General features: G+C 44.8%; 20 protein-coding genes and 1 pseudogene. 12 read left to right on the top strand and 9 right to left on the bottom strand.

Features of this window, described 5'->3' with window-relative positions; all coding sequences use genetic code 11:
- The 3 genes from G517_RS0109310 to G517_RS0109300 form a co-directional block, all read left to right on the top strand.
- Positions 1-295: transposase (locus tag G517_RS0109310; protein ID WP_028304185.1), on the top strand; the 295-nt coding region annotated here is incomplete at its 5' end.
- Between the two features lie 7 nt (positions 296-302).
- On the top strand, positions 303-770 hold the full coding sequence (locus G517_RS0109305; RefSeq protein WP_028304184.1) for an Rsd/AlgQ family anti-sigma factor: 468 nt from the start codon (positions 303-305) through the stop codon (positions 768-770).
- On the top strand, positions 767-1,762 hold the full coding sequence (locus tag G517_RS0109300; protein WP_028304183.1) for a WD40 repeat domain-containing protein: 996 nt from the start codon (positions 767-769) through the stop codon (positions 1,760-1,762). The genes G517_RS0109305 and G517_RS0109300 overlap by 4 nt, the downstream gene beginning before the upstream one ends.
- A gap of 110 nt (positions 1,763-1,872) precedes the next feature.
- On the opposite strand, the gene ftnA is transcribed toward G517_RS0109300, so the two are convergent.
- Positions 1,873-2,403, bottom strand: coding sequence for a non-heme ferritin (gene ftnA / locus G517_RS0109295; protein WP_028304182.1), 531 nt, complete (start codon positions 2,401-2,403; stop codon positions 1,873-1,875).
- 374 nt (positions 2,404-2,777) lie between these two features.
- A complete protein-coding gene (locus G517_RS20115) occupies positions 2,778-3,908 on the bottom strand; it encodes a GGDEF domain-containing protein (protein ID WP_051206262.1) in 1,131 nt (376 codons plus the stop codon).
- A 262-nt stretch (positions 3,909-4,170) separates the two neighbouring features.
- Between G517_RS20115 and G517_RS0109280 the strand changes: the two genes are divergently transcribed.
- Positions 4,171-5,094 (top strand): LysR family transcriptional regulator, encoded by a 924-nt coding sequence (locus G517_RS0109280; protein ID WP_028304180.1) that lies wholly within the window; start codon positions 4,171-4,173, stop codon positions 5,092-5,094.
- Positions 5,095-5,411: 317 nt separating this feature from the next.
- On the opposite strand, the gene G517_RS18525 is transcribed toward G517_RS0109280, so the two are convergent.
- The 3 genes from G517_RS18525 to G517_RS0109265 form a co-directional block, all read right to left on the bottom strand.
- Positions 5,412-6,872 (bottom strand): ATP-binding protein, encoded by a 1,461-nt coding sequence (locus tag G517_RS18525; RefSeq protein ID WP_051206261.1) that lies wholly within the window; start codon positions 6,870-6,872, stop codon positions 5,412-5,414.
- Positions 6,833-7,069 carry a hypothetical protein gene (locus G517_RS20110; protein ID WP_051206260.1) on the bottom strand — a complete coding sequence of 79 codons (237 nt, stop codon included), beginning with the start codon at positions 7,067-7,069 and terminating at the stop codon, positions 6,833-6,835. The genes G517_RS18525 and G517_RS20110 overlap by 40 nt, the downstream gene beginning before the upstream one ends.
- A gap of 155 nt (positions 7,070-7,224) precedes the next feature.
- The gene (locus tag G517_RS0109265; RefSeq protein WP_028304179.1) at positions 7,225-7,971 is read right to left on the bottom strand and encodes a winged helix-turn-helix domain-containing protein; all 747 of its coding nucleotides are present in this window, start codon (positions 7,969-7,971) and stop codon (positions 7,225-7,227) included.
- 815 nt (positions 7,972-8,786) lie between these two features.
- On the opposite strand from G517_RS0109265, the gene G517_RS0109260 reads away from it, so the two are divergent.
- On the top strand, positions 8,787-11,684 hold the full coding sequence (locus G517_RS0109260) for a ribonucleoside-diphosphate reductase subunit alpha (RefSeq protein ID WP_036591034.1): 2,898 nt from the start codon (positions 8,787-8,789) through the stop codon (positions 11,682-11,684).
- 189 nt (positions 11,685-11,873) lie between these two features.
- Entirely contained in the window at positions 11,874-13,127 is a 1,254-nt protein-coding gene (locus tag G517_RS0109250) for a ribonucleotide-diphosphate reductase subunit beta (RefSeq protein WP_028304177.1), read from the top strand.
- Positions 13,128-13,179: 52 nt separating this feature from the next.
- On the opposite strand, the gene G517_RS0109245 is transcribed toward G517_RS0109250, so the two are convergent.
- On the bottom strand, positions 13,180-13,755 hold the full coding sequence (locus tag G517_RS0109245) for a nucleoside deaminase (protein ID WP_028304176.1): 576 nt from the start codon (positions 13,753-13,755) through the stop codon (positions 13,180-13,182).
- Between the two features lie 341 nt (positions 13,756-14,096).
- Between G517_RS0109245 and G517_RS0109240 the strand changes: the two genes are divergently transcribed.
- From G517_RS0109240 to G517_RS0109225, 4 genes are all read left to right on the top strand, one after another.
- A complete protein-coding gene (locus G517_RS0109240; protein ID WP_028304175.1) occupies positions 14,097-15,719 on the top strand; it encodes a methyl-accepting chemotaxis protein in 1,623 nt (540 codons plus the stop codon).
- A 117-nt stretch (positions 15,720-15,836) separates the two neighbouring features.
- Positions 15,837-16,241 (top strand): hypothetical protein, encoded by a 405-nt coding sequence (locus tag G517_RS0109235; protein ID WP_028304174.1) that lies wholly within the window; start codon positions 15,837-15,839, stop codon positions 16,239-16,241.
- A gap of 3 nt (positions 16,242-16,244) precedes the next feature.
- Positions 16,245-17,351: a hypothetical protein gene (locus tag G517_RS0109230; RefSeq protein WP_028304173.1), complete on the top strand. Its 1,107-nt coding sequence runs from the start codon at positions 16,245-16,247 to the stop codon at positions 17,349-17,351.
- A gap of 84 nt (positions 17,352-17,435) precedes the next feature.
- Complete coding sequence (locus G517_RS0109225) at positions 17,436-17,948, top strand: hypothetical protein (RefSeq protein ID WP_028304172.1); 513 nt, start codon at positions 17,436-17,438, stop codon at positions 17,946-17,948.
- A gap of 29 nt (positions 17,949-17,977) precedes the next feature.
- On the opposite strand, the gene G517_RS18520 is transcribed toward G517_RS0109225, so the two are convergent.
- A complete protein-coding gene (locus G517_RS18520; RefSeq protein WP_051206259.1) occupies positions 17,978-18,688 on the bottom strand; it encodes a siderophore-interacting protein in 711 nt (236 codons plus the stop codon).
- 174 nt (positions 18,689-18,862) lie between these two features.
- Here G517_RS18520 and G517_RS0109215 point away from each other — a divergent pair, with 174 nt between their 5' ends.
- On the top strand, positions 18,863-19,294 hold the full coding sequence (locus G517_RS0109215; RefSeq protein ID WP_211224276.1) for a MarR family winged helix-turn-helix transcriptional regulator: 432 nt from the start codon (positions 18,863-18,865) through the stop codon (positions 19,292-19,294).
- A 201-nt stretch (positions 19,295-19,495) separates the two neighbouring features.
- Here G517_RS0109215 and G517_RS18515 read toward each other — a convergent pair.
- Positions 19,496-19,985 (bottom strand): annotated as a pseudogene (locus tag G517_RS18515) (transposase); the annotation flags it as partial.
- Between the two features lie 247 nt (positions 19,986-20,232).
- Positions 20,233-21,942, bottom strand: coding sequence for a sigma-54-dependent Fis family transcriptional regulator (locus tag G517_RS0109205; RefSeq protein WP_028304170.1), 1,710 nt, complete (start codon positions 21,940-21,942; stop codon positions 20,233-20,235).
- 344 nt (positions 21,943-22,286) lie between these two features.
- On the opposite strand from G517_RS0109205, the gene G517_RS18510 reads away from it, so the two are divergent.
- Positions 22,287-22,595, top strand: coding sequence for a phenol hydroxylase subunit (locus G517_RS18510; protein WP_084632150.1), 309 nt, complete (start codon positions 22,287-22,289; stop codon positions 22,593-22,595).
- The last annotated feature ends 14 nt before the right edge of the window (positions 22,596-22,609 follow it).

Genomic DNA, 22,609 nt, shown 5'->3' with positions numbered 1-22,609 from the left:
GATTAAATCGTGGCGGAGTAAATGGGAGAATCTGGCCGTTTACTTCAAGTACCCAGAGCAGGTGCGCAAAGCGATTTACACGACCAATGCGGTTGAGGCAGTACACCGCCAGTTCCGCAAACTGACCAAGACCAAGGGAGGCTTCGCCAATGAAAACGCGTTGCTCAAACTGCTGTACGCCGGTATGTTAAAAGCATCAGAAAAGTGGACGCATCCGGTGCAAAACTGGAATCTGACGCTATCGCAGCTGAGCATCCACTTCGAAGGACGGATCGACGGTTACGTAGATCTGTAAGCAATGGGTGACACAGAACTATGAACACCCTCGCGAAAGATGGAGCGGTGTACACGGGATGGTCGACAAGTGGCTGCATGATCGCCAAGATCTGATCGTTTGTTACTCTGAACTTGCTCAACAAGCAAAAGCAGATACTCCTGTGAACTCAAAGCAGGTACAAAAGCTCTGTAATATTATGGTCGATTATACCTCTGCGGGTCATTTTGAGATTTTTGAGCAATTATGCCGTGAAGCTGAAGCTTTTTCAGATCAAAAGGCAATTGAGTTAAGCCAGAAAATACTCCCACTGATCCAAGTGAGTACTGATGTTATCTTAGATTTCAACGAAACCTGTGATAGCTCAGGCGATCTTGAGAAAGCACTACCGGCAGAGCTTTCAAATTTAGGAGAGCATCTTGCTGATCGTTTTCAGCATGAAGACATCCTAATTGAAACACTTCATACCGCACACCAGGAACTTGCAGACTCATGATTCGTGCCAGAAAATCTCTCTTTTCTGTCCTTTTAGTCATACCTTTATTTCTTTTGGTGTCAGGTTGCTCCGATCTGACGCCACCAGAAAAGACATGGTCTCTTGCCACTCAAGGACATTTCGACGCGGCTATATCTAATGATGGTAGCATGACTCTTATCGCTTCTATTAATCATGGTGGTAGTCTTTGGCGATTGCCTCAACACGAGCGCATTTATAACTGGAACCATAAGGCTGATGGTTACTCACTGTTCGACCATGTCGCTATTTCCGGTAATGGGCTCTATGGCGCAACGGCAGAACAAGGCAGTCTAACACTCTGGGATACAACGACAGGGCAGTCGATAAATTTTTGGGCTTTACCGGCAAATATTCGAGATTTAGCCTTTTCTGCTGATGGGAAGCTTCTTTTAGCAGGATTAAGTAACGGCACTGCCGTGCTTATTAATACAGCTCAAGGTAAAGGCGTGCGTACCTTTACTGCAGATGATCAAATTTCATCCGTCAGCCTAAGTGACGACAACACCATTGCTATGGCAGGTACAAGGGTTGGTTCCGTTTATCTTTGGAATATTGCTGATGGCGATATTCGCGGCCAGTGGTCCCATGATAATCAGGTGCGCTCTACCGCTATATCACCTGATAGCCGATATGCATTCAGTGGTGCACAGGCAGGCTCCGGTGTTATTGTTGATTTAATCAGTGGGAAATTAGCAATGAACATTGATATCAACCGTGGCGGTGATATCGCAGCAGCAACCTATACGACAGCAACCTTTAGCAAAGACCAAGCATTACTAGCAACAGGTACAAGTACGGGTAAGTTAAAGCTGTGGGATCTGTCGAGTAAACAAGCCGTGGCAGATTGGGAAGCCACTAAACGCAACGCATGGAAACCTTCCGGTGTTAGCCTACAAGATATCGCATTTGTGACTGGTGGTAAGTTGCGGGCTATTGCCAGCAATGGTCTAGCTTACGAGTTTTCTCGTTAGCCTCCTCGTTACCGGCACTCGCCAAAAAGCTTAGAAAACCTTGGTATCTCTTGATAACAAGGTTTTTTTTCATCACGGCAAAGACTACTTGCTACTGAACTTTATAAGGGTTATGCGCCCTCAGGCGAATCCATAACACTGATTGGGCTTTGAGTTACCATCTTGCCGATCTCCTTATCAATAAAGAACAAGCCTTTGCCATCTTCACCAATAATTTCTATTTTATCCAGAATACCTTTGAATAGTTTCTCTTCTTCATGCTGTTCAGCAACATACCACTGTAAAAAACTAAATGTTGAGTAATCCTGCTCTGTAAATGCTGTATGAGCAAGGTCGTTGATTTTCTGAGTAATAAGGCACTCATGCTCAAATACGTTTTCAAAAAGATCTTTGATCGACTTAAAATTTGTTGGCGGCGCATCAATCGCCCCAATTTGAGCCATCGCACCCGTTTCATTCACATAAGTGAATAGGCGCTTCATGTGTTGCATCTCTTCATCGGCATGTTTTTGCAGAAACGCAGCACAGCCTTCAAAGCCTTTATCTTCAGCCCAGGCACTCATCTGTAGATAGAGATTTGATGAATAAAATTCTAAATTGATCTGTTCATTTAAACGATCAATCATCGTTTTCTTTAACATAGCGTATCCCGTTGTTGGTGCAAAAACATCATCTTAATCGTACATCATCATAGACTTCTGCGTACATGCCCTACATATCAATAGGGCGACACAGGCGTTTCTTGTCTGATGATGAGCGCGCACACTTTCCACACAAATAGCGACTACTCCGAGTGACGTTGGTAAGCTCTTGAAAGTATTTACTAATATCACTTTTATCAAACTTGCATAAGCGACCAGGCTTTAACGTCTTCGTCACAAGGAAGTACCTCGATAAAACAAACCCAAGCGATGAGCAACCAAACCTATTTGATTACCACTAACAAACAATAATGATTATCATATAAATTCTAGCGAGTAAAAGAAAGCCTTTATCGAGCTTCATTACCTGATATCTATATCAGCAATTTATCAAGATCTTGATCCGCTACAACCTGATTACGCCCTCTATCTTTTGCAGAATAAACGGCGACATCGGCGCGGTGCATCGTGTCTTCAATAGGCTCTTTTGGACGATACTGAGTAACACCAATACTGGCTGTAACCTTGTGACCCGGATCTAAAATATCCAACCGAGCCTGCTCCATAGAATGCCGTAAACGCTCTGCCACGAGCATAGCGCCTTCTAGCGGTGTTCTAGCCAATACCAAAACAAACTCTTCACCACCTAAACGAGCGACAAAATCAACTTCACGTACACAGTTGCGAGCAATATCGGCAAAGGTTTGTAGCACCTCATCCCCAGCTTTATGCCCATATTGATCATTGACCTGTTTAAAATGATCAAGATCGACAAAGCAAAGGCTAAAAACGTACTCCCCTCGACTCGCCAGAGCTTGCTGACGGCGAAGTATATCCATAAGATGCCTACGATTATAAAGGCCGGTTAAATCATCGGTAATCGCTTGTTCTTTGGCATGCGTCATAATCTTATTCATCTCGGCATTACGCTGTTTCAACGCCCAGCGAAGGCTGCTAATTTCTGTCCCTATGATACTGACGCCTACTAGCATAAAAATAAAAACCAGGGCGCTTAATAGCTGTTGCTTCACGTCCATACCGTGACCATCGAGTTGATGGAAAACCATCACACTGACGTAACAGGCCAAGATAAAACCACAAACAACAAAAAAGCCTTTTCGCTGCATGCGAAACGCACCAAATAATACGACAAGCAAATAATGCATTAAAAACACATTTTGCAGATCAGGTACTAAATAGATAGAGATTGTATTAGTAAACACGTGCCAAACAAGCTGGGAAATGGTGAGACTAGGGTCTTTGAAAAGCAGGTTAATGTCATAACTGATCATCAGGGGAAAACAGAGGTTCCCTAGCCAAATCAGCGCATACAGCACGATAAAGTAAGGTAAACCGAGATCAACCATGCCTTGAGACATCGCAAGAATCACGACGGTTGTTAAAACCAACCCTGAGCCTGTTGCCATAAGCGTTCGACGCATCCGAAGCAATTGATGCGGATCTTTAGGCACAAGCTGAAGCATCAGCTTTAGCAGTTTTTTCATTATCTATCCCTCTATCATGCTTTTTGTCATTATTTTGTCGCATCCTTGCAGGTCAACTCTTGTACCAGAAATACCCATCAATTCCAATAAAGAGGCATTTTTAAGCACGACTACTATGACCCTATACCTTAAAAACCATCTAGCAAGACATCTGTAGAAAGACTCTTGCAAGACCTCTGCCAGGCTCTGCACCTTATTTACTGCTATAATAAATAGAATAAAACATCGCTTAGAAATTTGAACCACCCTCAAAGAGATCGCCATGATTGAGATCCGCCACCTCAAAACCCTGATGGCATTAAAAGAAACAGGCAGTCTTGTTGAAGCCGCTGACCGTATTCATCTGACCCAGTCAGCGCTGTCTCATCAGATTAAAGATCTGGAGGAGCGCCTAGGCTGCTCTCTATTTGTCCGTAAGAGCAAACCGCTACAGTTTACTAGCGCAGGTATGCGCATATTACAGCTAGCCGATGAGATCATCCCTTCATTACGTTCCGCACAACGGGATATAGATCGAATGGCCGGTGGCGAAGTCGGGCGCTTACACATGGCCATTGAGTGCCATAGCTGCTTTCAATGGCTAATGCCCACCATTGATAGCTTTCGTAACAACTGGCCAGAAGTTGAAATGGATTTCGCCTCAGGCTTTAATTTTGCCCCCCTACCGGCTTTAGCTCGCGGTGAGCTGGATTTAGTCATTACATCAAATCCGAAGCCACTACCCAGTGTTGAGTATGTACCTCTGTTTCGCTATGAAGGTTTACTTGCCGTTGCCAAACAGCATAAATTCGCCAAGAAAAGCTTTGTTAATGAGCAAGAACTCGCCAAGGAAACCCTTATCATTTATCCCGTTGAACGAGAACGGCTGGATGTCTTTGCCAATTTCTTAACCCCTGCAGGGCTTGAGCCAGCGGACACTCGATCCGCGGAGCTAACCATTATGATGATGCAGCTGGTTGCCAGTGGCCGAGGTGTTTGCGCTCTACCGAACTGGGCGCTAACAGAATATTTAGAGCGAGGCTACGTAAAAGGTATCCGCTTAGGGGCTGAAGGGCTTTGGAGCACGCTATACGCTGCGGTAAGAAGCGATACGATTGAGAGCGCCTATATGAAAGATTTTCTGCGTACAGCCAAAGAGGTTTCCTTTCGGACACTTTCCGGCATTCAACCTGCGGAGAACAAGTAAAGCCTGTGGGATATGAATACAGGATAGGTATGACTAAACAAGTAAAATAAGCAGGAAAAAAAGGGGCCCACTGCACGGCCCCTTCTCAAAAGGAGAGATAAAAGGATAGAACTCAAGTCTCAGCTACAAATCAACCTGTGTTCCAATTACTGCAGGGAAAAGGTTACTGAATGAGGCCTATCTCTTTTTTGATACTCATCAACAAAAGCTTGCGCATCTCTTAACCTGAGTCAAAAAGCATCGAATCAGCCTGTTTTTTCGAGGAAAACCACCGAAATAACCCGTTTAAAACAGAGAAAACCTAACCAAATCTAGCGTCATATTCTATTGTCTACGATAGAAGTCTCTTCAGCATCGACTCTAAATCTAGGGAAAATAAGGCTAAAGCAAGCTCCGCCAAATTCATCACTGCGATCCACCAATGCACTACCTTGGTGCCAATAAGTAATACGACGAACAATAGATAAGCCTAAGCCATAACCGCCAGAAGCTCGGGTACGGCTGTCATCCAAACGGGAGAAAGGTGTAAAAACACGATCCCAGTCCTCCTCTGGAATGCCCGGGCCATCATCATCGACATCAATACGAATACTATCAGGATCAACATAACAGCTAACCTGGACACGAGTTGCCGCATAACGGCAAGCATTACTCACTAAGTTCTGAACGGCTCGCTGAAAATAACGCACCTCCACATCAGCATCATCTCCCGCATCAGGATTCAGATGCACCACGCTTAGCTCCAACTCGGGCTTCAACACTCTTAAGCCATCGACCACTTCATCCAACAGAACAATCAATTGTGACCGCTCATAATGCAAAGAAAGCGTCTCTTGACCCAACCGAGCATAGGTTAAGATTTCGTCAACCAACTCATCAAGTTCTTGAATATCACTATCAATCCCTTTTAATTGCTTTTGAGCAAAGGGATCATCCACCATGTCCTCAATCATCTGCATACCGAAACGGATACGTGCGACCGGTGTTCGTAGTTCATGGGAGACCGCATGAATCATCTCCTGCTGAGTTCTTAGTAGCTCTTGTACCTGCTTGGCAACATTAAAGGCACCCGCTAAACGTGCGACAAAATCATCGCCATCAACTCGAACACGGGTACTTAAATGACCTGCGGCAATTCTACTGGCAGCCTGTTCAAGTTTCTTTAACCGATGCTCTAGCATACGAACGGACAAATAAACCCCGCTACCAGATAGCAACAGAGCCACCAGAGCGATTCCCGCCATTAAGAGCATAGGATAAGGATCGAACATCGCCACAGGGCCGATTTTGAGTAGATGCTCGTCATCAAAATGAGCATAAGCCACAACAGCTCGACCACTGGCAAGAAAAGACAGCACCCCTTTTCCCTCTGCCAACTGTTGTCGTTCAACCCTATCTATTACCACGCTAGAGCGATCAACTAGAGTAATAGGATAGAAGAAGCGAGGCCGTACTTCGGTTAAGACCTGTATAGCAGGGCGGTCTGAACCCAAAATAACTTGGCTCAGCAGTTCAACAGAAACTCTAGAATGCTGTTCTGATAATCGTGGGATAACCCCTTTTATCAGCAGCTTTTTGTCAGGGTCAAGATAACGGTACGCGATAAGCTCATGTTCACTTCGCCCTTGAAGCAACAAGACTCGGTTCTCAGCTAAGCGACGTAGCTGCCAACGGGTGAGTAACTCGTCGTCCACCGCAACCAAGCCAAGCTTAATATTTAACTTAGCACCGGCTTTTGCTAGCCAAGCGTCCCGACTGTCTTCACGCTGTTTTGCCATCCACGACTGAGTAAGTAGAACGTACCCGACGTTAATTCTTCTCGGTACTGTTCGACACGAACATGATTAATAAAAGAGGTGGCACCAACCGCTAGAACAATAACGGCCAGCATCGCAAGCAGCATATGTAAATAAACACGAATAAAAATGCTGTTGGCACGAAGAGAGCTAAGAGGGTTCACAGTGAAGGAGTCCATGTGGCAGGCAGACTTATGTGCTACCAAGTTTAAGAACGGGGGTTTTAGAATAAAGACCAGAAAAGACCTTTTAAATCTTAAGGCCTTTTCTGTGTATCAGCTTAAAACTGAAAAATCCCGAAACAGTAAAGCGCACATTCTCGACTGAATTAAGATTAAACTTCTTTTACAAAGAGATAACCTTTACTGCGCACGGTTTTAATCCGGCGCGGATGCATAGGATCATCACCCACTTTTGGACGAATACGAGAAACCCGCACATCAATCGAGCGATCTTGCCCATCATATTCAATACCACGCAATGCGGTAAAAATCTCTTCTCGGGTTAGCACTCGACCAGCATTGGAAGCCAACAACCACAGAAGATCAAACTCAGCACTGGTCAAGTCAATGCTCTCAGCTGCTAACCAAGCCTCACGCATGGCATTATCAACCACAAGATTGCCAAATTGTAAACGGCTATCATCAGAGCTTTGTAATTCAGTGTTATCACCAGCATTGATCACTCGGCGTAGCAATGCTCTCACCCGAGCCAATAATACCCGTGGACGAACAGGCTTGGAGATATAGTCATCAGCTCCCATTTCAAGGCCAACGACTTGATCCATATCGTCCGTACGGGCCGTTAGCATTAAAATAGGGCCACTGAATTCTGGACGAACGCGTCGACAAACACCCAGGCCATCTTCACCAGGTAGCATGACATCTAAAATAACCAAATCCGGTTTTTCGTTTAGAATGCGATCAACTGCACGATTACCGTCACCTTCAACATCCACCTCAAAGCCGTTACCTTCAACATCCACCTCAAAGCCGTTACCTTCAAGGTATTCTCGGGTTAATGTTGCTAACCGCTCATCATCTTCAACAATCAGTATTCGGGAAGTTTCTTGCGTATCCACAGAGAGCTCTCTAGTTTTTTTGCAGCGCCTTGCATGTTTCGACGCTCGCTTTTATCGTCACATTCAACAAGCTAATCCACACTCGCTTGCGTCCATTAATCGTATGATTACGACATAAAAGAGTATTTTTTATGCTTTTTTTAAGGAAATACCTTCTTTTATATATTTTTAATCATAACTTAACTCTATGCCGAAACACTATGGCTACGTGCCAAGTCGTCTCAATTCGCTAATAAAGGCACACTATCTAGCATCGCCATCGAGTAATAGCACCGCATTGCAAAAGCACCTACAAAATATATTGGAATAAATACGACCGTCTTATGCAACAATTTCACCGAAAAAAAATTCTTCTTTTAGACTTGAAATTCCTAGATTACCTCTGGGACTTGACCTAGCCAGTTAGTTACCTTTCACCCTATAAATAAACACAACTTACCCACAGGTTATCCACTTGCAGATCGGTCGAAACAACATTATCTTGTGCCCACTTCATCGTAACCACCCATATATAGGGTTTACGCATAAACTAAGACTCAATTCAACTCAAGCCTTAAAAGTCAATATTTACAGCGGATTTCATCCGTTTTTTCTATTTTTGGATTTTGATTAAACCTTATAAATAAAAAAGTTTAATCAAAAGCTATTAAAAGGCTATTGAAGGTTTTTATTGAAATTTTCTTAGCGGCTGAAAACTGAAGCCGTCTTACGGATCAGATTCAACCAACATACGCCAGCTTAGCGGCATGTTTGGCATACAGATAACGATCTTGCTTTTTTAGATCAAAGATTAACCACAGGTAGGCAATATCAGCATGGCACAAGACTCTATTTCAAACGCAGCGCTTAGCAATCTGCAAGTGATGAAACGTAACGGTGATTTAGTCCCGTGCGATCCAAGCAAAATCTCGGTTGCGATGAGCAAAGCCTTTATCGCTGTTGAAGGCGACAGCGCTCAGGATTCAAGCCGCATTCATGAGCTTGTTGAGTCTTTTACCCTGAATATCATTGAAACGTTTCAGCGCCGTATGCCTGCCGGTGGCATCATTCATATTGAAGATATTCAGGATCAAGTTGAACTGGTTCTAATGCGCTCAGGTGAGCAAAAAGTTGCCCGTGCCTATGTGCTTTATCGCGACAAGCACTCTCGCCGTCGTGCTGCACAAGAAAAAGGTATTACAAACCCACATCCATCGATCAATGTGACACACCTTGATGGTAGCAAGCTGCCTCTTGATCTAGGCCGTATCGACACGATCGTTAGTGAAGCTTGCGAAGGTCTGGAAGAAGTTGATAAGAAGCTTATTATCGACGATACCCTAAAGAACCTATACGACGGCGTGCCGGTTGATGGCGTATCAACGGCGCTGATGATGGCCGCTCGGACGTTGGTCGAGAAAGAACCCAACTACACCTATGTTACCGCTCGACTGCTAATGGATAATCTGCGCCGTGAAGCGCTTAATTTCCTAAACGTAGCGCCTGAAGCGACCCATAAAGAGATGATGACGCTTTATCCACAAGCCTTGATCGCTTATGTGGCTAAAGGTATTGAGCTTGAACAGCTAAACCCAGCATTAGCCGAGTTTGATCTAGAGGCACTGGGTGCGGCTATTGAGCATGAGAATGACAAGAACTTTACTTATTTAGGCCTGCAAACCCTTTACGACCGCTATTTCCTACACTGCGATGACGTTCGCTATGAACTACCGCAGGTTATGTTTATGCGGGTAGCGATGGGTCTCTCTCTTAATGAAGCGAAACCGACTGAGCGCGCGATTGAGTTCTACAAACTGTTATCCAGCTTTGATTACATGGCGTCAACACCGACCCTGTTTAACTCCGGCACCCGTCGCCCTCAGCTATCATCATGCTACTTAACTACCGTTCCTGATGATCTGGAAGGTATTTACGGTGCAATCAAAGACAACGCCTTACTATCAAAGTGGGCCGGCGGCCTAGGTAACGATTGGACGCCAGTACGCGCACTGGGTTCTTATATCAAAGGCACCAATGGTAAATCTCAAGGTGTGGTTCCCTTCTTAAAAGTTGTCAACGATACCGCTGTTGCGGTTAACCAAGGCGGCAAACGTAAAGGGGCAGTTTGTGCCTATTTAGAAACCTGGCACCTTGATGTTGAAGAGTTTCTAGACCTGCGCAAAAACACTGGTGATGATCGCCGTCGTACCCATGATATGAACACTGCGAACTGGGTTCCTGACCTGTTTATGAAACGCGTCTTTGAAGATAAAGACTGGACGCTGTTCTCTCCTTCAGACACGCCGGACCTACATGATTTATACGGCAAAGCCTTTGAAGCGCGCTACACAGAATATGAGCGTATGGCGCAAGATGGTGAAATTCGCGTCTTTAAGCGCTTAAAAGCAAAAGACCTTTGGCGCAAAATGCTGTCCATGTTGTTTGAAACAGGCCATCCGTGGATCACGTTTAAAGACCCATGTAACCTGCGTTCACCTCAGCAGCATGTAGGCGTCGTACACTCATCAAACCTGTGTACAGAAATCACCTTGAACACCAGCGTTGATGAAATTGCCGTTTGTAACCTAGGCTCCGTTAACCTAGCGCAGCACGTTACAGAATCTGGTGAGCTGAATGTGGATAAAATCCGCAGCACCGTCACCACGGCAGTGCGCATGTTGGATAACGTTATCGATATTAACTACTACGCGGTACCTCAGGCTCGTAAATCGAACCTAAGACACCGTCCGGTAGGTATGGGCATTATGGGTTTCCAAGATGCGCTTTACAAAGCCAAAACTGCTTATGCTTCTGATAAGGCCGTTATCTTTGCCGATCACTCTATGGAAGCGATTAGCTACTTTGCGATTAAAGCCTCCAGTGATCTAGCGGCAGAGCGTGGTCGTTATGAGACCTACGAAGGTTCCTTGTGGAGCCAAGGCATTTTGCCGATCGACTCCCTAAGCAATCTAATCGAAGCCCGTGGCGAACAGTTTATTGATGTTGATACCAGCAGCACCCTAGATTGGGCCGAACTACGCAAACTGGTTCGCGCACAGGGTATGCGTAACTCCAACGTGATGGCGATTGCACCAACCGCAACTATCTCTAATATTTGTGGTGTTTCTCAGTCTATTGAACCGACATACCAAAACCTCTATGTGAAATCGAACCTATCTGGTGAGTTCACCGTAGTAAACCCATATATGGTTCGTGACTTGAAAGCACGCGGCCTATGGGACGAGGTCATGGTTAATGATCTGAAATACTACGACGGTTCTGTTCAGCCGATCGATCGTGTTCCAGATGACTTAAAAGCCCTATACGCCAACGCCTTTGAAGTTGAGCCTAAGTGGTTGGTTGATGCGGCAAGTCGTCGTCAGAAATGGTTGGATCAGGCGCAATCCCTGAACCTCTATATCTCTGGTGTTAACGGTAAGAAACTGGATATCACCTACCGTATGGCTTGGTATCGTGGCTTGAAAACCACTTATTACCTCCGTGCCATGGGCGCATCGTCTGTTGAGAAATCAACCGTTGACCGTGGTACTCACAACGCGGTTTCCAGCGGTACTGCCGCACCAGTTGTTGCTGCTCCTACGCCAACATCTACTCCAGAGCCAACGCCTGCACCGGCAGCCGTGGCAAAGGATGAATTCGAATTATCAGGTTCAGCAGCCGATGTACCACTGGCTTGCTCGATCGATAACCCGGATTGTGAGGCTTGCCAATAAGCCTTTAAGGAAATGGCGAAGGCTTTTCTAAAAGCCTTCGCCACGGGCAAGGATGCCATTTACGCGGTACATCGATTTGCCAGAGTGCTTTTTATGATTAACGAGCACTGTAGCAAGTCAATGTCCAAACTTGACAACACTGTATAAATTATCAGCACAACTGATTAAGACATTTAAGAGGATTTCACCATGCTTAGCTGGGACGAATTTGAACAAGAGGAAACCGCAGTAGCCGAGAAATCTCAGGCGGCTCCACAGCCTGCTCCGGCCCAGTCTGCGCCTCAAACTGCACCAGAACCACAGCCTGCGCCTGTAGCTCAGCCCGTCGCAAGCCAACCTGCTGATATGTCCGCCCAAGAAAGAGCGCGCCAGGCGGTTGAAAACCTTGATGTGGCCCCTGGCCTTGAAGATTTAGAAATGAATGCCGCCCGCATCGAAGTGGACGACAAGCGCATGATCAACTGCCGTGCGGATCTAAACCAACTGGTTCCCTTTAAGTATGATTGGGCTTGGCAGAAATATCTGGATGGTACCGCTAACCACTGGATGCCCCAGGAAGTTAACATGAACGCGGATATCGCGTTGTGGAAAAGCCAAGATGGTATCACCGAAGATGAACGTATTATTGTCATGCGCTCTCTGGGTTATTTCTCCACGGCAGATTCTTTAGTCGCGAACAACTTAGTGTTGGCTGTTTATCGCCTAATCACGAATCCTGAATGCCGCCAGTATTTACTGCGTCAAGCTTTTGAAGAAGCGATTCACACCCACGCCTACCAGTACTGTGTTGAGTCTCTGGGCATGGATGAAGGTGAAGTATTCAATATGTACCGTGAAGTGCCGTCCATCGCGAAAAAAGCGACGTGGAGCCTGAGCCATACGCATTCACTGTCTAACCCAAACTTCACTACCGGTACGCCAGAAACAGATCAAGAGTTACTTCGTAACCTGATCGCCTTCTACTGCGTTACCGAAGGTATTTTCTTCTACTGTGGCTTCAGCCAAATTCTGTCGATGGGTCGTCGTAACAAAATGACCGGTGTAGCAGAGCAGTTCCAATACATTCTGCGTGATGAGTCGATGCACCTAAACTTTGGTGTCGATGTTATCAACCAGATCAAAATTGAAAACCCTCACCTGTGGACGCCAGAGTTCCAAGAAGAAGTCACACAGATGATGCTAGAAGGTACCGAGCTTGAAATTGAATACGCTCGTGACACCATGCCGCGCGGTGTACTGGGTATGAATGCCGGTATTATGGAAGAGTATCTGAAGTTTATCTGTAACCGTCGTTTGTTGCAATTAGGCCTAAAAGAACAGTTCCCTGGCGCAACAAACCCATTCCCGTGGATGTCAGAAATTATCGACCTACGTAAAGAGAAAAACTTCTTTGAAACCCGCGTAACCGAATATCAGGTAGGCGGCGCACTAAGCTGGGATTAATTCCTCAGCCCAGAACGACTAAATCAACACAGTATTACCAAAAAAGGGAGGCTTAACGGCTTCCCTTTTCTGTTCCTTTCCATGCTTTTACCACCTGTCCCCGCATCTGTGTCGCACTTTGTGCAATACAATCATAGGCAAAATCACGCCAAAAATCCTGCACCTTGGCTGGTTCAATAACCACCGCCGATGCCAAGTTCTGCCATGCTGGCGGCAGTGGCTGCTGAAAGATGCCCTGTAAATGGGAAGCAAAGCCACCGGCGCTATCTGCCACTAAATAACGTACTCGACCAATACCTGATAAAAGAATGCGCCCTGTACACATTAGGCAGGGTTCTAAGCTGACGTAAAGCGTTAGCTCTCGACGGTTCAAATGGGCAAACTCCGTTTCCAGCCGATTTAATAGCTCCATCTCAGCATGGCGCTGGCTTTGATAGCTCTGCTGAAAAACCTGATTGCGCGCGTCACAAATCAATTCATTCCGCTGATTAACCAACACCGCACCCACACCGTAATTATTTTCACTGGCGGCTAATAAGGCTTGCTCACAACAAAGGCGCGCCCAAATATCATCTCGCTGCTCCGCCGCTGGGGACATGTTAAGAGCCTGCTCTAAGATATCTAGCATTATTAATACTCCTTTTAGACCAAGCTATATCGCACCCCAAGCATAAGTCTTTACAAAGTAGCTATAAACAGCCATAACCTCTGAAAAAAAAGTATTTGTCTTTAGTCTAATACTTTCGATAATCAAGATAGAAGGTCTATACAATAAATCATTAAATATCAATTAGTTAGAAAAAAATAACAACTCATTAAGAATGAGCTTATATTTAAAAACATAGAACAGAATCAAGGTTATGCCGTCATTGCTCCTATACAATAGAACCATTACTGTTCGATTACATAAAAATAACAATAAACCACAAATAACCAACCTATAAAATAACTGCAAAGGACCTGAACACAATGGAAATTCGTCACTGGCCCGTCGCTAAAAAACTTGCCCTGTTAATCGGATTACTCTTTACAACACTGACCTTAATTGAGGTGAACTCCCTATATCGCCTCTACGATGAACTGCTCTCAGCCCGTAAGGTACAGGTACAGGAACAAGTACAATCGGCTACAAGCCTTATCCAGTATTTTTATGATCAAACGTCGGAGCTGGGTGAATCCGAGGCAAAGAAGCAAGCATTAGCGGCGGTGGCATCCCTACGCTATGGCGACAATGGTTATTTCTGGATCAATGATATGCAGCATAAGCTGGTAATGCACCCGATCAAAACAAGCATTATTGGCAAGGATATGACAAATATTAGAGATGCTTCGGGCAAGTTACACTGGCAAGAAATGATACGTATCGCAAAGGATCAGGGAGAGGGGTTTGTTGACTACACCTATAAAGGGCCTCAATTTGATGAACCGGAAGATAAAGTATCCTATGTTAAAGGCTTTAAAGAATGGGGCTGGGTCATTGGTAGTGGTGTTTATTTGAGTGATGTCGCGGATATTTTCTGGGCAGCCTTAATGGAATCGGCGATGTTCCAAGGGATACTGTTTAGTTTATCTATCTGGGGCAGTATTGTAATGGTGCGCAATATTACTCGACCACTGACTCGGATGCTAAAAACCGTACGACACATTGCAGCCGGTGATATGACCCATATCATAAACCTGAGACGCCGAGATGAGATCGGACAATTGGCAGATGAAGTAGATGCGATGACCCGCTCACTTAAAACAGTACTCACCGATGTAGGGATTGCCGCCGACCAGCTACGCTCTCACACAGGCGAGATGAGTAAAAATACTGAAGAAACCAGAGCGGGTATGGATCAGCAATTCCATGAAGTTGATAAACTTGCCTCTGCTATGACTGAAATGTCATCCACTATTCAAGAAGTTGCCCGCAACGCAACCGATACCGCTAAAGAGACCCATGATGCGAGAGTCCAAGCTCAAACGGGACAACAGGAGGTACGTCAGACTGTCGGTACTATTGAGCAACTATCTCTTCATGTGACAGAGGCTGGCGGTGTTATGACAAAATTGAGTGAGCAAACCGATAAAATCGGTGATGTGATCAATGTTATCCGTGAGATTTCAGATCAAACCAACCTACTGGCGCTTAACGCTGCCATTGAAGCGGCCCGGGCCGGTGAAGCGGGTCGCGGTTTTGCAGTGGTTGCCGATGAAGTACGCAACTTAGCAAGCCGAACCCAAGGTTCCACTGGTGAGATTCAGCATATTATTGAGCAACTGCAAGAGCAGTCTCATACTGCCAGTCTCACAATGGAGCAAAGTCGTGAAGAAGCCGAAAGCAGCGTTACTCAAATGGTACGTGCTGGCGCCGATCTTGATGCAATCGTCAACATTATCAGCCGTGTCAGTGATATGAGTACTCAAATCGCCTCAGCAGCAGAGCAGCAAGGCTCCGTTGCAGAAGAGATTAACCATAATCTATTTGATATTCGTACCGTCTCACAGAATGTATTAGAGCATGCAGCCACGATTTATCTCAGCAGCCAAGAGATCTCAAGCATGGCTGATGGCTTAAGCCAACGCCTTAGTCGATTTAGACTCAATTAAGCCTAAAATGGAAACGGTGACGCTTTGTCACCGTTTTTTCGTTAAACAGCATCAATAAGTCAGGTATTATAGCCCCATAATGCCACCTTCCCCTGATTGAGAGCACTGAGTAGGGATATGCAGATTTATCGTGTTTACAAGCACCCGCAGCGAGGATTCGCTGCTATTACATCAGGATTTAACTGGTCAGCCGCTGTTTTTTCACTGATGTGGACACTGTCCAGCAGCCTCTGGGGGCCCAGCTTTTTACTTTTACTAGGCTGGGTGTTCGCTATTGCAGGGATTACAGCTGGTGGCATCATGCATTTGCCGATGGTCTCTATGGCCTTTCTTGGTTTAGCAACACTACTGCCATTATGGGCGGGTATGAGCGCCACAAACTGGCTGGAAGGCAATTTAAAGAAACAAGGCTATAGCTTAGTTAACAAAGTACGAGCCAATACCTCTCAAGGCGCTATTGTCACCACCCAGCGCAAGCTTGATCCATCATCTGCGAAGAAAAGTGCCGCCCGTCGGAGGTAAGCTTTGCCGCTCGACCTAACTGCGAAACCTTTACTCATTAGCCCTCTGTTTTTTGGATCTTTTCTCTACAGTACTTTTTTATGGGCTCAGCCCTTAGAAGAAACAGAAGCGCCAAAAAAATACACCAATAGCACTTTAACCTTAGAATCAGGCGTTGCACAAAGCAGAAACCTACTTGGGCAAACAGCTGCAACAATAGGCATTGGCCTTGATTCTATTTTTGGGTCACCGGATAAAAACCAGCCCAATGAAAGCACTTTTCTGCTGCGCTCGGGTATTCGCCACAACAGGAATGGTGAAATATCTTACGTAAACGGCTTAACCTTTAAAGCAGATCTGCCATCGACCAGTAGCAAATTTCAGCTATTGATCCGCTTAGATGATGAGCGTCAACTAGAATCCCGAAGTGGTGATAGCAGTGGTGATAGTACCGAGGCTAACAATGTCGCTTCAAATGGGAGTACAAGAAACGGTATCCCCTCGCGTATACCTTCGGCAGCATCAACAGTTATAACGCCGCCTACATCACAAAGCTTTTTGCAGACCAGCCAAGCGGGGATTTTTTTCCGCTATATCTATCAAGCTCCGCTTTCTCCGTGGCAAACAACGCTGGATACAGGCTGGCAGATTGATATCAATGACTTTAATTCAGAGGCCGTTAGTTACTTTCGTATTGGCCGGAATATACAGGTAGGGGATTGGCTACTACGCCCAGTGCCCACCGTATTTTGGACAGAAAGCACTGATGGAGGGGTCGGCGTCGCGCTGCATAGCCAAACTCAACTCGATAGCATTACGTCGCTACAGAGCAGTTCAAGCGTGAACTATATTTGGAATGTCGATACCCTCTACTATCAGCACGGCTGGCAGCTGGTTAAAGCGTTTAATCAAGATTTAAGGGTAACTTACAATATTACGCTCTACGCTAATGATCAGGTGAGTGACCCGATCAATGAAGCAAAAGTTAGCGCAACACTAAGGCGAAGGCTTGATGGTCAGTGGTTATTTTTCAGTGTTACGCCTGCAGACTCACTGCATTCCGATGATAATTTTAAGCAAGACCTCAGCATTACCTTTCAGCTTGAAGCCAAATTTGGCTCTAAATACTAAAATATCGAGCCTAGCCCTAACACCTTGGCGCTTGTAAACTGAACCCCGCTGTAAATGGCCCATTTACATTTAAAGGAAAACCCGATGATGCCTGGTTCTTCAAACAAAAAAAATAGCGCTTCAGATCAGAAAATAGCCTCTACTCAAAAAGAAGCGGCCTCTATCAACAATATAAGTCACGACCCATCATCTTATTACGGGCTACGCACATGGTTCTCCCTCGCCCAAGGCGATGAGGCTCTATTAGTAAGAATTCTTGCAGATACAGCAGGTTTAAAAGGCTGGCTAAGCCGACCGTTACACGATCAGCTAAGCCAAGGATTACTGGAGGATGTAGCAGAAGCCGGTGTTCTGGAAAGCTTTGACCGCGCCGCCGTTTACCTTTTAAGCCAAATGCCACAATTTACAGGCCCAGCGGAAGAATCCCACTGGCTGCAATGGTTAAGCCAATGGCAAACCGTTTACAAAGATAAGACACCCGTTGAACAGCTTGATCGACTACCCGAGCGTTTTGATCATGCCCAAGCAGAAAAAGCCCTACAAGTGTTGCTAAAAACACAGCAACAAACGGCTATTTCGGTCACGCTGAAAGACTAAAGATCAAGCACCAGACTCCCACTCTAGGCTTAAATTTTCCAATAGCCTGAGGCGTAGGTTTGCTCTTTAGAGTAGCCTGGTTTGGTTTTTACATACTGTCTTACGGCCATCATATGACTGCTTTCTGCGGCGATAAATATAGCCGGCGTTCCCTCAAGCCATTGCATATTTTCAACCGCTTGAAGCAGTGCTTTCTGACTTAAATCTCGGTTTATAACCCAGTTAATAGTAATACCTTCTGGCGCGGCTATAACTTGCTTATCACCTTCTGTTGGCACCTGAATAAAGGCGGTACCCACTGCCGTTTTTGGTAGTTTTTCCATAATGGCCCCCGCCGCAGGCAGTGCGGTAAGATCCGCCACGAGTAAGTGCCAAGCCGCGTGATAGTCGGTGTACTTGGTGTCCCCCGGGCCTGCAACACCGAGAAGATCACCCTTTTTCGCGTGCTTTGCCCAGTTAGTCGCCAACCCTTCATGGTCGTTTACCGCAAAGTCGACGGTTAACGCTTTGCTTTGATCATCAAACCTGCGAACCGTATAAGAGCGCATCCACTTTTTAAAACCGGGATAAGTACCAAGCTTGGGTATTGCCTCCCCTGTCTGAGGAAAAATGGCTTTAAAATGTGCACCTTCTTTGCCCGTTGGGAAGTCGTTTAAATCATCACCTTTCAAGACTATACGACGCATATGCGGACTAATATCTTCAATCTGAGCAACGTGTGCCATTCTCATTTTTTTCATGCTTGAGACCTTTTCCGTTAGCTAGCCATAAATTGCTCGAACTCGCTTCATTGAATTGATGTTCGCCTTCACGTGCCAACCTGTTATCCTTGCTTTTGGCTGCAATATGGTTGATAAAATCAACTGTATTACAATCTAATTGATACTGTCAACCAAGTAATCTAAGGAGCTTGCATGATGTCTAACGCCACCTCTATCGAAACGACGTTTTATTTAGCACACGCCATCAAACAACAGCTTGGTACTCAACTTGAGACGCAGCAGCTTGGCATTGCCCCTATGCATGTTAGGGTTCTGAAGATTATCCATAAGCATCAATCTTGCACGGCAATCGATATTGCAAACCTCTGCAAGCGTGACAAAGCACAGATTACTCGTTTGATTAAGGGGCTTATTGATCAAGGACTTGTCAAAAAGGAGTCGAATCCTGACGATAAACGGAGTCAGCTGCTCGTTCTAACACCTCAAGGCGAGGCAGTACAAGAAAGCTTGCTGTCAATTTCTAAGACCATGCAAAACCAGATGACGCGAGGGGTTGATAAGGAAGATCTGGAGACTTTTATCAAGGTAGCGCAAGCCATGATGAAAAATCTCGCGAAGGATTGAAATGCCATAAAAAATAACCCCCAAAATTGAATAACCATCCATTTACCGTCATGACTTCTTATTTAAAAGGAAGTCATAATGTCTAAACGCAATTACAATCTTGGAACGACACTATCTTTAACTGGTAGGGTAGAGAACTACTACTGTAAATACAGCCTTAAGCCTCACAAGCCTAGTTACTACCAAGGCCTATTCTAGTCAAATCGCATCCAGCCAGACAAAGGGGTAAACCACTTCTAGTTCACGTTCTTGCCAAGCTTCTAAGCTCGGGCACTAAACGGTCAGTAATGGCCTTAATGGTGCCTTCAGTGCCGTACATCTCTAGCAGATAGTCTCGGATGCTCTGATAGCTGTTGCCCAGAGCGAACAGAGAGATGATATTGCGCTCCATCTCATCGGTCAGTCGGGTCTGATATTTTTTAACGGTCTGAGGCTCAAATGAGCCATTACGGTCACGAGGCGTGTCCAGATCAAACGACCCAGAGGCTGTTTTAATGGTTTTTCGGGAGATACCGTTTTTGCGATTGAGCTGGTCATCCTGAGCCATATGCTCATCCAGTTCAGCCCCCAAAGCGGCTTCGGTAATTTGTTTGATCAGTGGTGTCAGCAGGCCATCTTTGCCATTGAGACCTTGACCGGACTGAAGCGCCTTAGCGAAGGCTTGAATGTCGATTTCGTATTTATCAGACATAATGTGCCATTCCCTGTAGAGGGTTAACTATAGCGGTGACACAGAATTTTGAACACTACCGCCTCTTCCTTGAACTCTTGAGGATATTGCTTGTAGCTTCATTTTGCCGTCATGGTTAACACCTCTTGTTATGAAGAGTTTATCTCTTCTTGAGGTGTCCGTATATTCAACCAGAACAGCCCATTATTAGCCTCTAAATGGGACTGTGATATGTCCCTATTACGATTGCTCCCTTATCTATTTCAAATTACTTCTTAGCATCATCAATTCTTTTTAACCGATAAGCAAAAGCTGCTCTGCTTAAGCCTAGTAGTCTTGCTGCAACGGATACTTTGCCTATGGACTGATCCATTGCCTTTTCGATAAGTGTTTCTTCTAATTCAGTTAGGCTAATTTGGTTGTAAAGTACTTGTTCAGCTAGGGTATTTTTTAGATAGCTTTTGCTATCAATTGTTTCGATCTGACCGGATTGCTGATTAATTTTACGAACATCACCTGCACTTACATCTAAAGATGAGTGACCTGTATTAAAAAGCGTAAGTTCGGTAATGGAGTTTTGATCATCGGTTAAAATTATACCGCGCTCTATGGTATTTTCTAGTTCACGGATATTGCCTGGCCAATTATAACTATGCAGAGCCTCTATAGCTAAATCAGTAAACCCTAGCGTGGTTTTCTTATATTGTTTTTCATAACGTTTGCGGAAGTGTTCTGCAAGTAAAATAATATCATTTTTACGTTCTCTTAAGGGTGGAATAATCACGGTATAGGCATTAATGCGGTAGAAAAGATCCTGCCTAAATCGGCCTTCTTTTACAGCAATAGCTAAATCTTCATTGGTGGCAGCAACTACCCTTACATCAATTTTACGAGTCTGGTTATCGCCTACTCGCTCTATTTCACCTTCTTGTAAAGTACGTAGTAAAGCAGCCTGAGCGCGGGCACTGAGTTCAATAATTTCGTCTAAAAAAATTGTGCCACCATTGGCACGCTCAAAGCGCCCTTTACGCGATTGGGTTGCACCGGTATAAGCACCTTTTTCAACACCAAAAAGCTCAGATTCAATTAATTCAGGTGGAATGGCTGCACAGTTAACAGCCACAAAAGGCTGGTCATTACGTTGGCTCATGCTATGCACACGTCGCGCAAGTACTTCTTTACCTGTGCCAGTTTCACCCAATAGCAGCATAGTTACTTCAGAATTAGCACCTTTATCAATCATAGCCAGAGCACTGGTAAAGGGAGGGGCTTCACCCAGTGCTCTATACATGCTTTCAGGGTTGTAGGCGAGTGTTTGTTCTAAATCAGCAAGGCGTGACTGCAGTTCATAAAGCTCATCTATTAAAGGTGCTTCTCTAAATAATAAACTGAACTCTTCGTGGTCTGGCCATTCAGTAGCTAGTTTGCCAACAATACGGCATTGGTGATCTCCTTGCCCACAACACTCGACTTCTCTGAACTGGATGTCCATACCCGCAAAGTGGCTGGAATAAGCGCAAGCATACCCCAGTAGTATCCAGCAAGCAGGCTCATTTAGCTGGCCTAGGGAAGTTCTACATATTTCTACCTCAAAAGAATCGACCCATTCAAACTCAGCATAAAAGTGTTTTTTCTCTAGGTCACACTCAAGTACTAGTGGAATTGCTTTAACCATGCCACGTAAATTGTGCAGCATTGGCCCTACTAAAAATGCTTGATCGGGTTCGGAATCTTTTTCAATATCAAGTGCTAGCTCTGCATCTTTTAACCCTGAAAAGTAGCCCAGTCGCATAAAGAAACCTTTACCTCTTTCTTGACCAAGGGTTGTAAGGATTTCTTTTCTAAAACTAGATAAGGCACCTAGGCTCATCAAAACGGAGCGTTGTTCAGCTAGCCAAATTTTACCTTCTTCAGGGTTGAATTTTAGTTTTTTTAAAAGCTGTTCGAAATTTGGCAGCTGTAAGTTTTGTTTAGACACGGCGGTTGTACCTAGCTATTTGTAGTTGTTGTAGATTTTGCTATTAGACCCAGTATACCCCTAATTAATTTTAAATTTTTATCCTCTGTATTTAAAAAAACAGCCATAACTTAGTAGTTTGATCAAAAGATCAATTCAGTAATTTGGGTTGATCTTTTGATCAAACTTATAGCTTTTTATTCTTCATGCTAGCAAATTAAAAAAATATTTTTGGCTGTGTTTTGATGAATAAATGCATGTAAAACAAAGGGTTATGTTTTTATTTTCTTTTCTGGCACGCTGGTTGCAAAGATGTATGTGTAGATAAATGACAAGCCCAAAAATAAAAAATAGGGGAATCTAGAATGTCACATTTACAAACTGTACAGAGGCAGTCTCTTGCACCTAGCTATGGTTTACCAAGTCTCACTAAGTACATACGAGTACGCAGCAAGCCTGATGCTCGCTTTGTAGAGTTTGACTTTGCTATAGGAGAACCTTCCCTATTTGTAGAGTTAATTATGCCGCCTACTGTCTTCAAAGTTTTTTGCACAAATAATGCTGTTGTTCATATGACTGATGAACAAATGGCTGAGGTTGATGCAGAGCTGGAGAAATGGCGCTATGGCGATGAGGACACGCTGATGTCCCAAAATCGCAACCGGTCCGCTTAATAACAATAAAATAA

The sequence above is a fragment of the Oceanospirillum maris DSM 6286 genome (assembly GCF_000422865.1).
GTDB classification, from domain to species: Bacteria; Pseudomonadota; Gammaproteobacteria; order Pseudomonadales; family Halomonadaceae; genus Oceanospirillum; species Oceanospirillum maris.
This window is presented reverse-complemented; position numbering and strand designations above follow the sequence as displayed.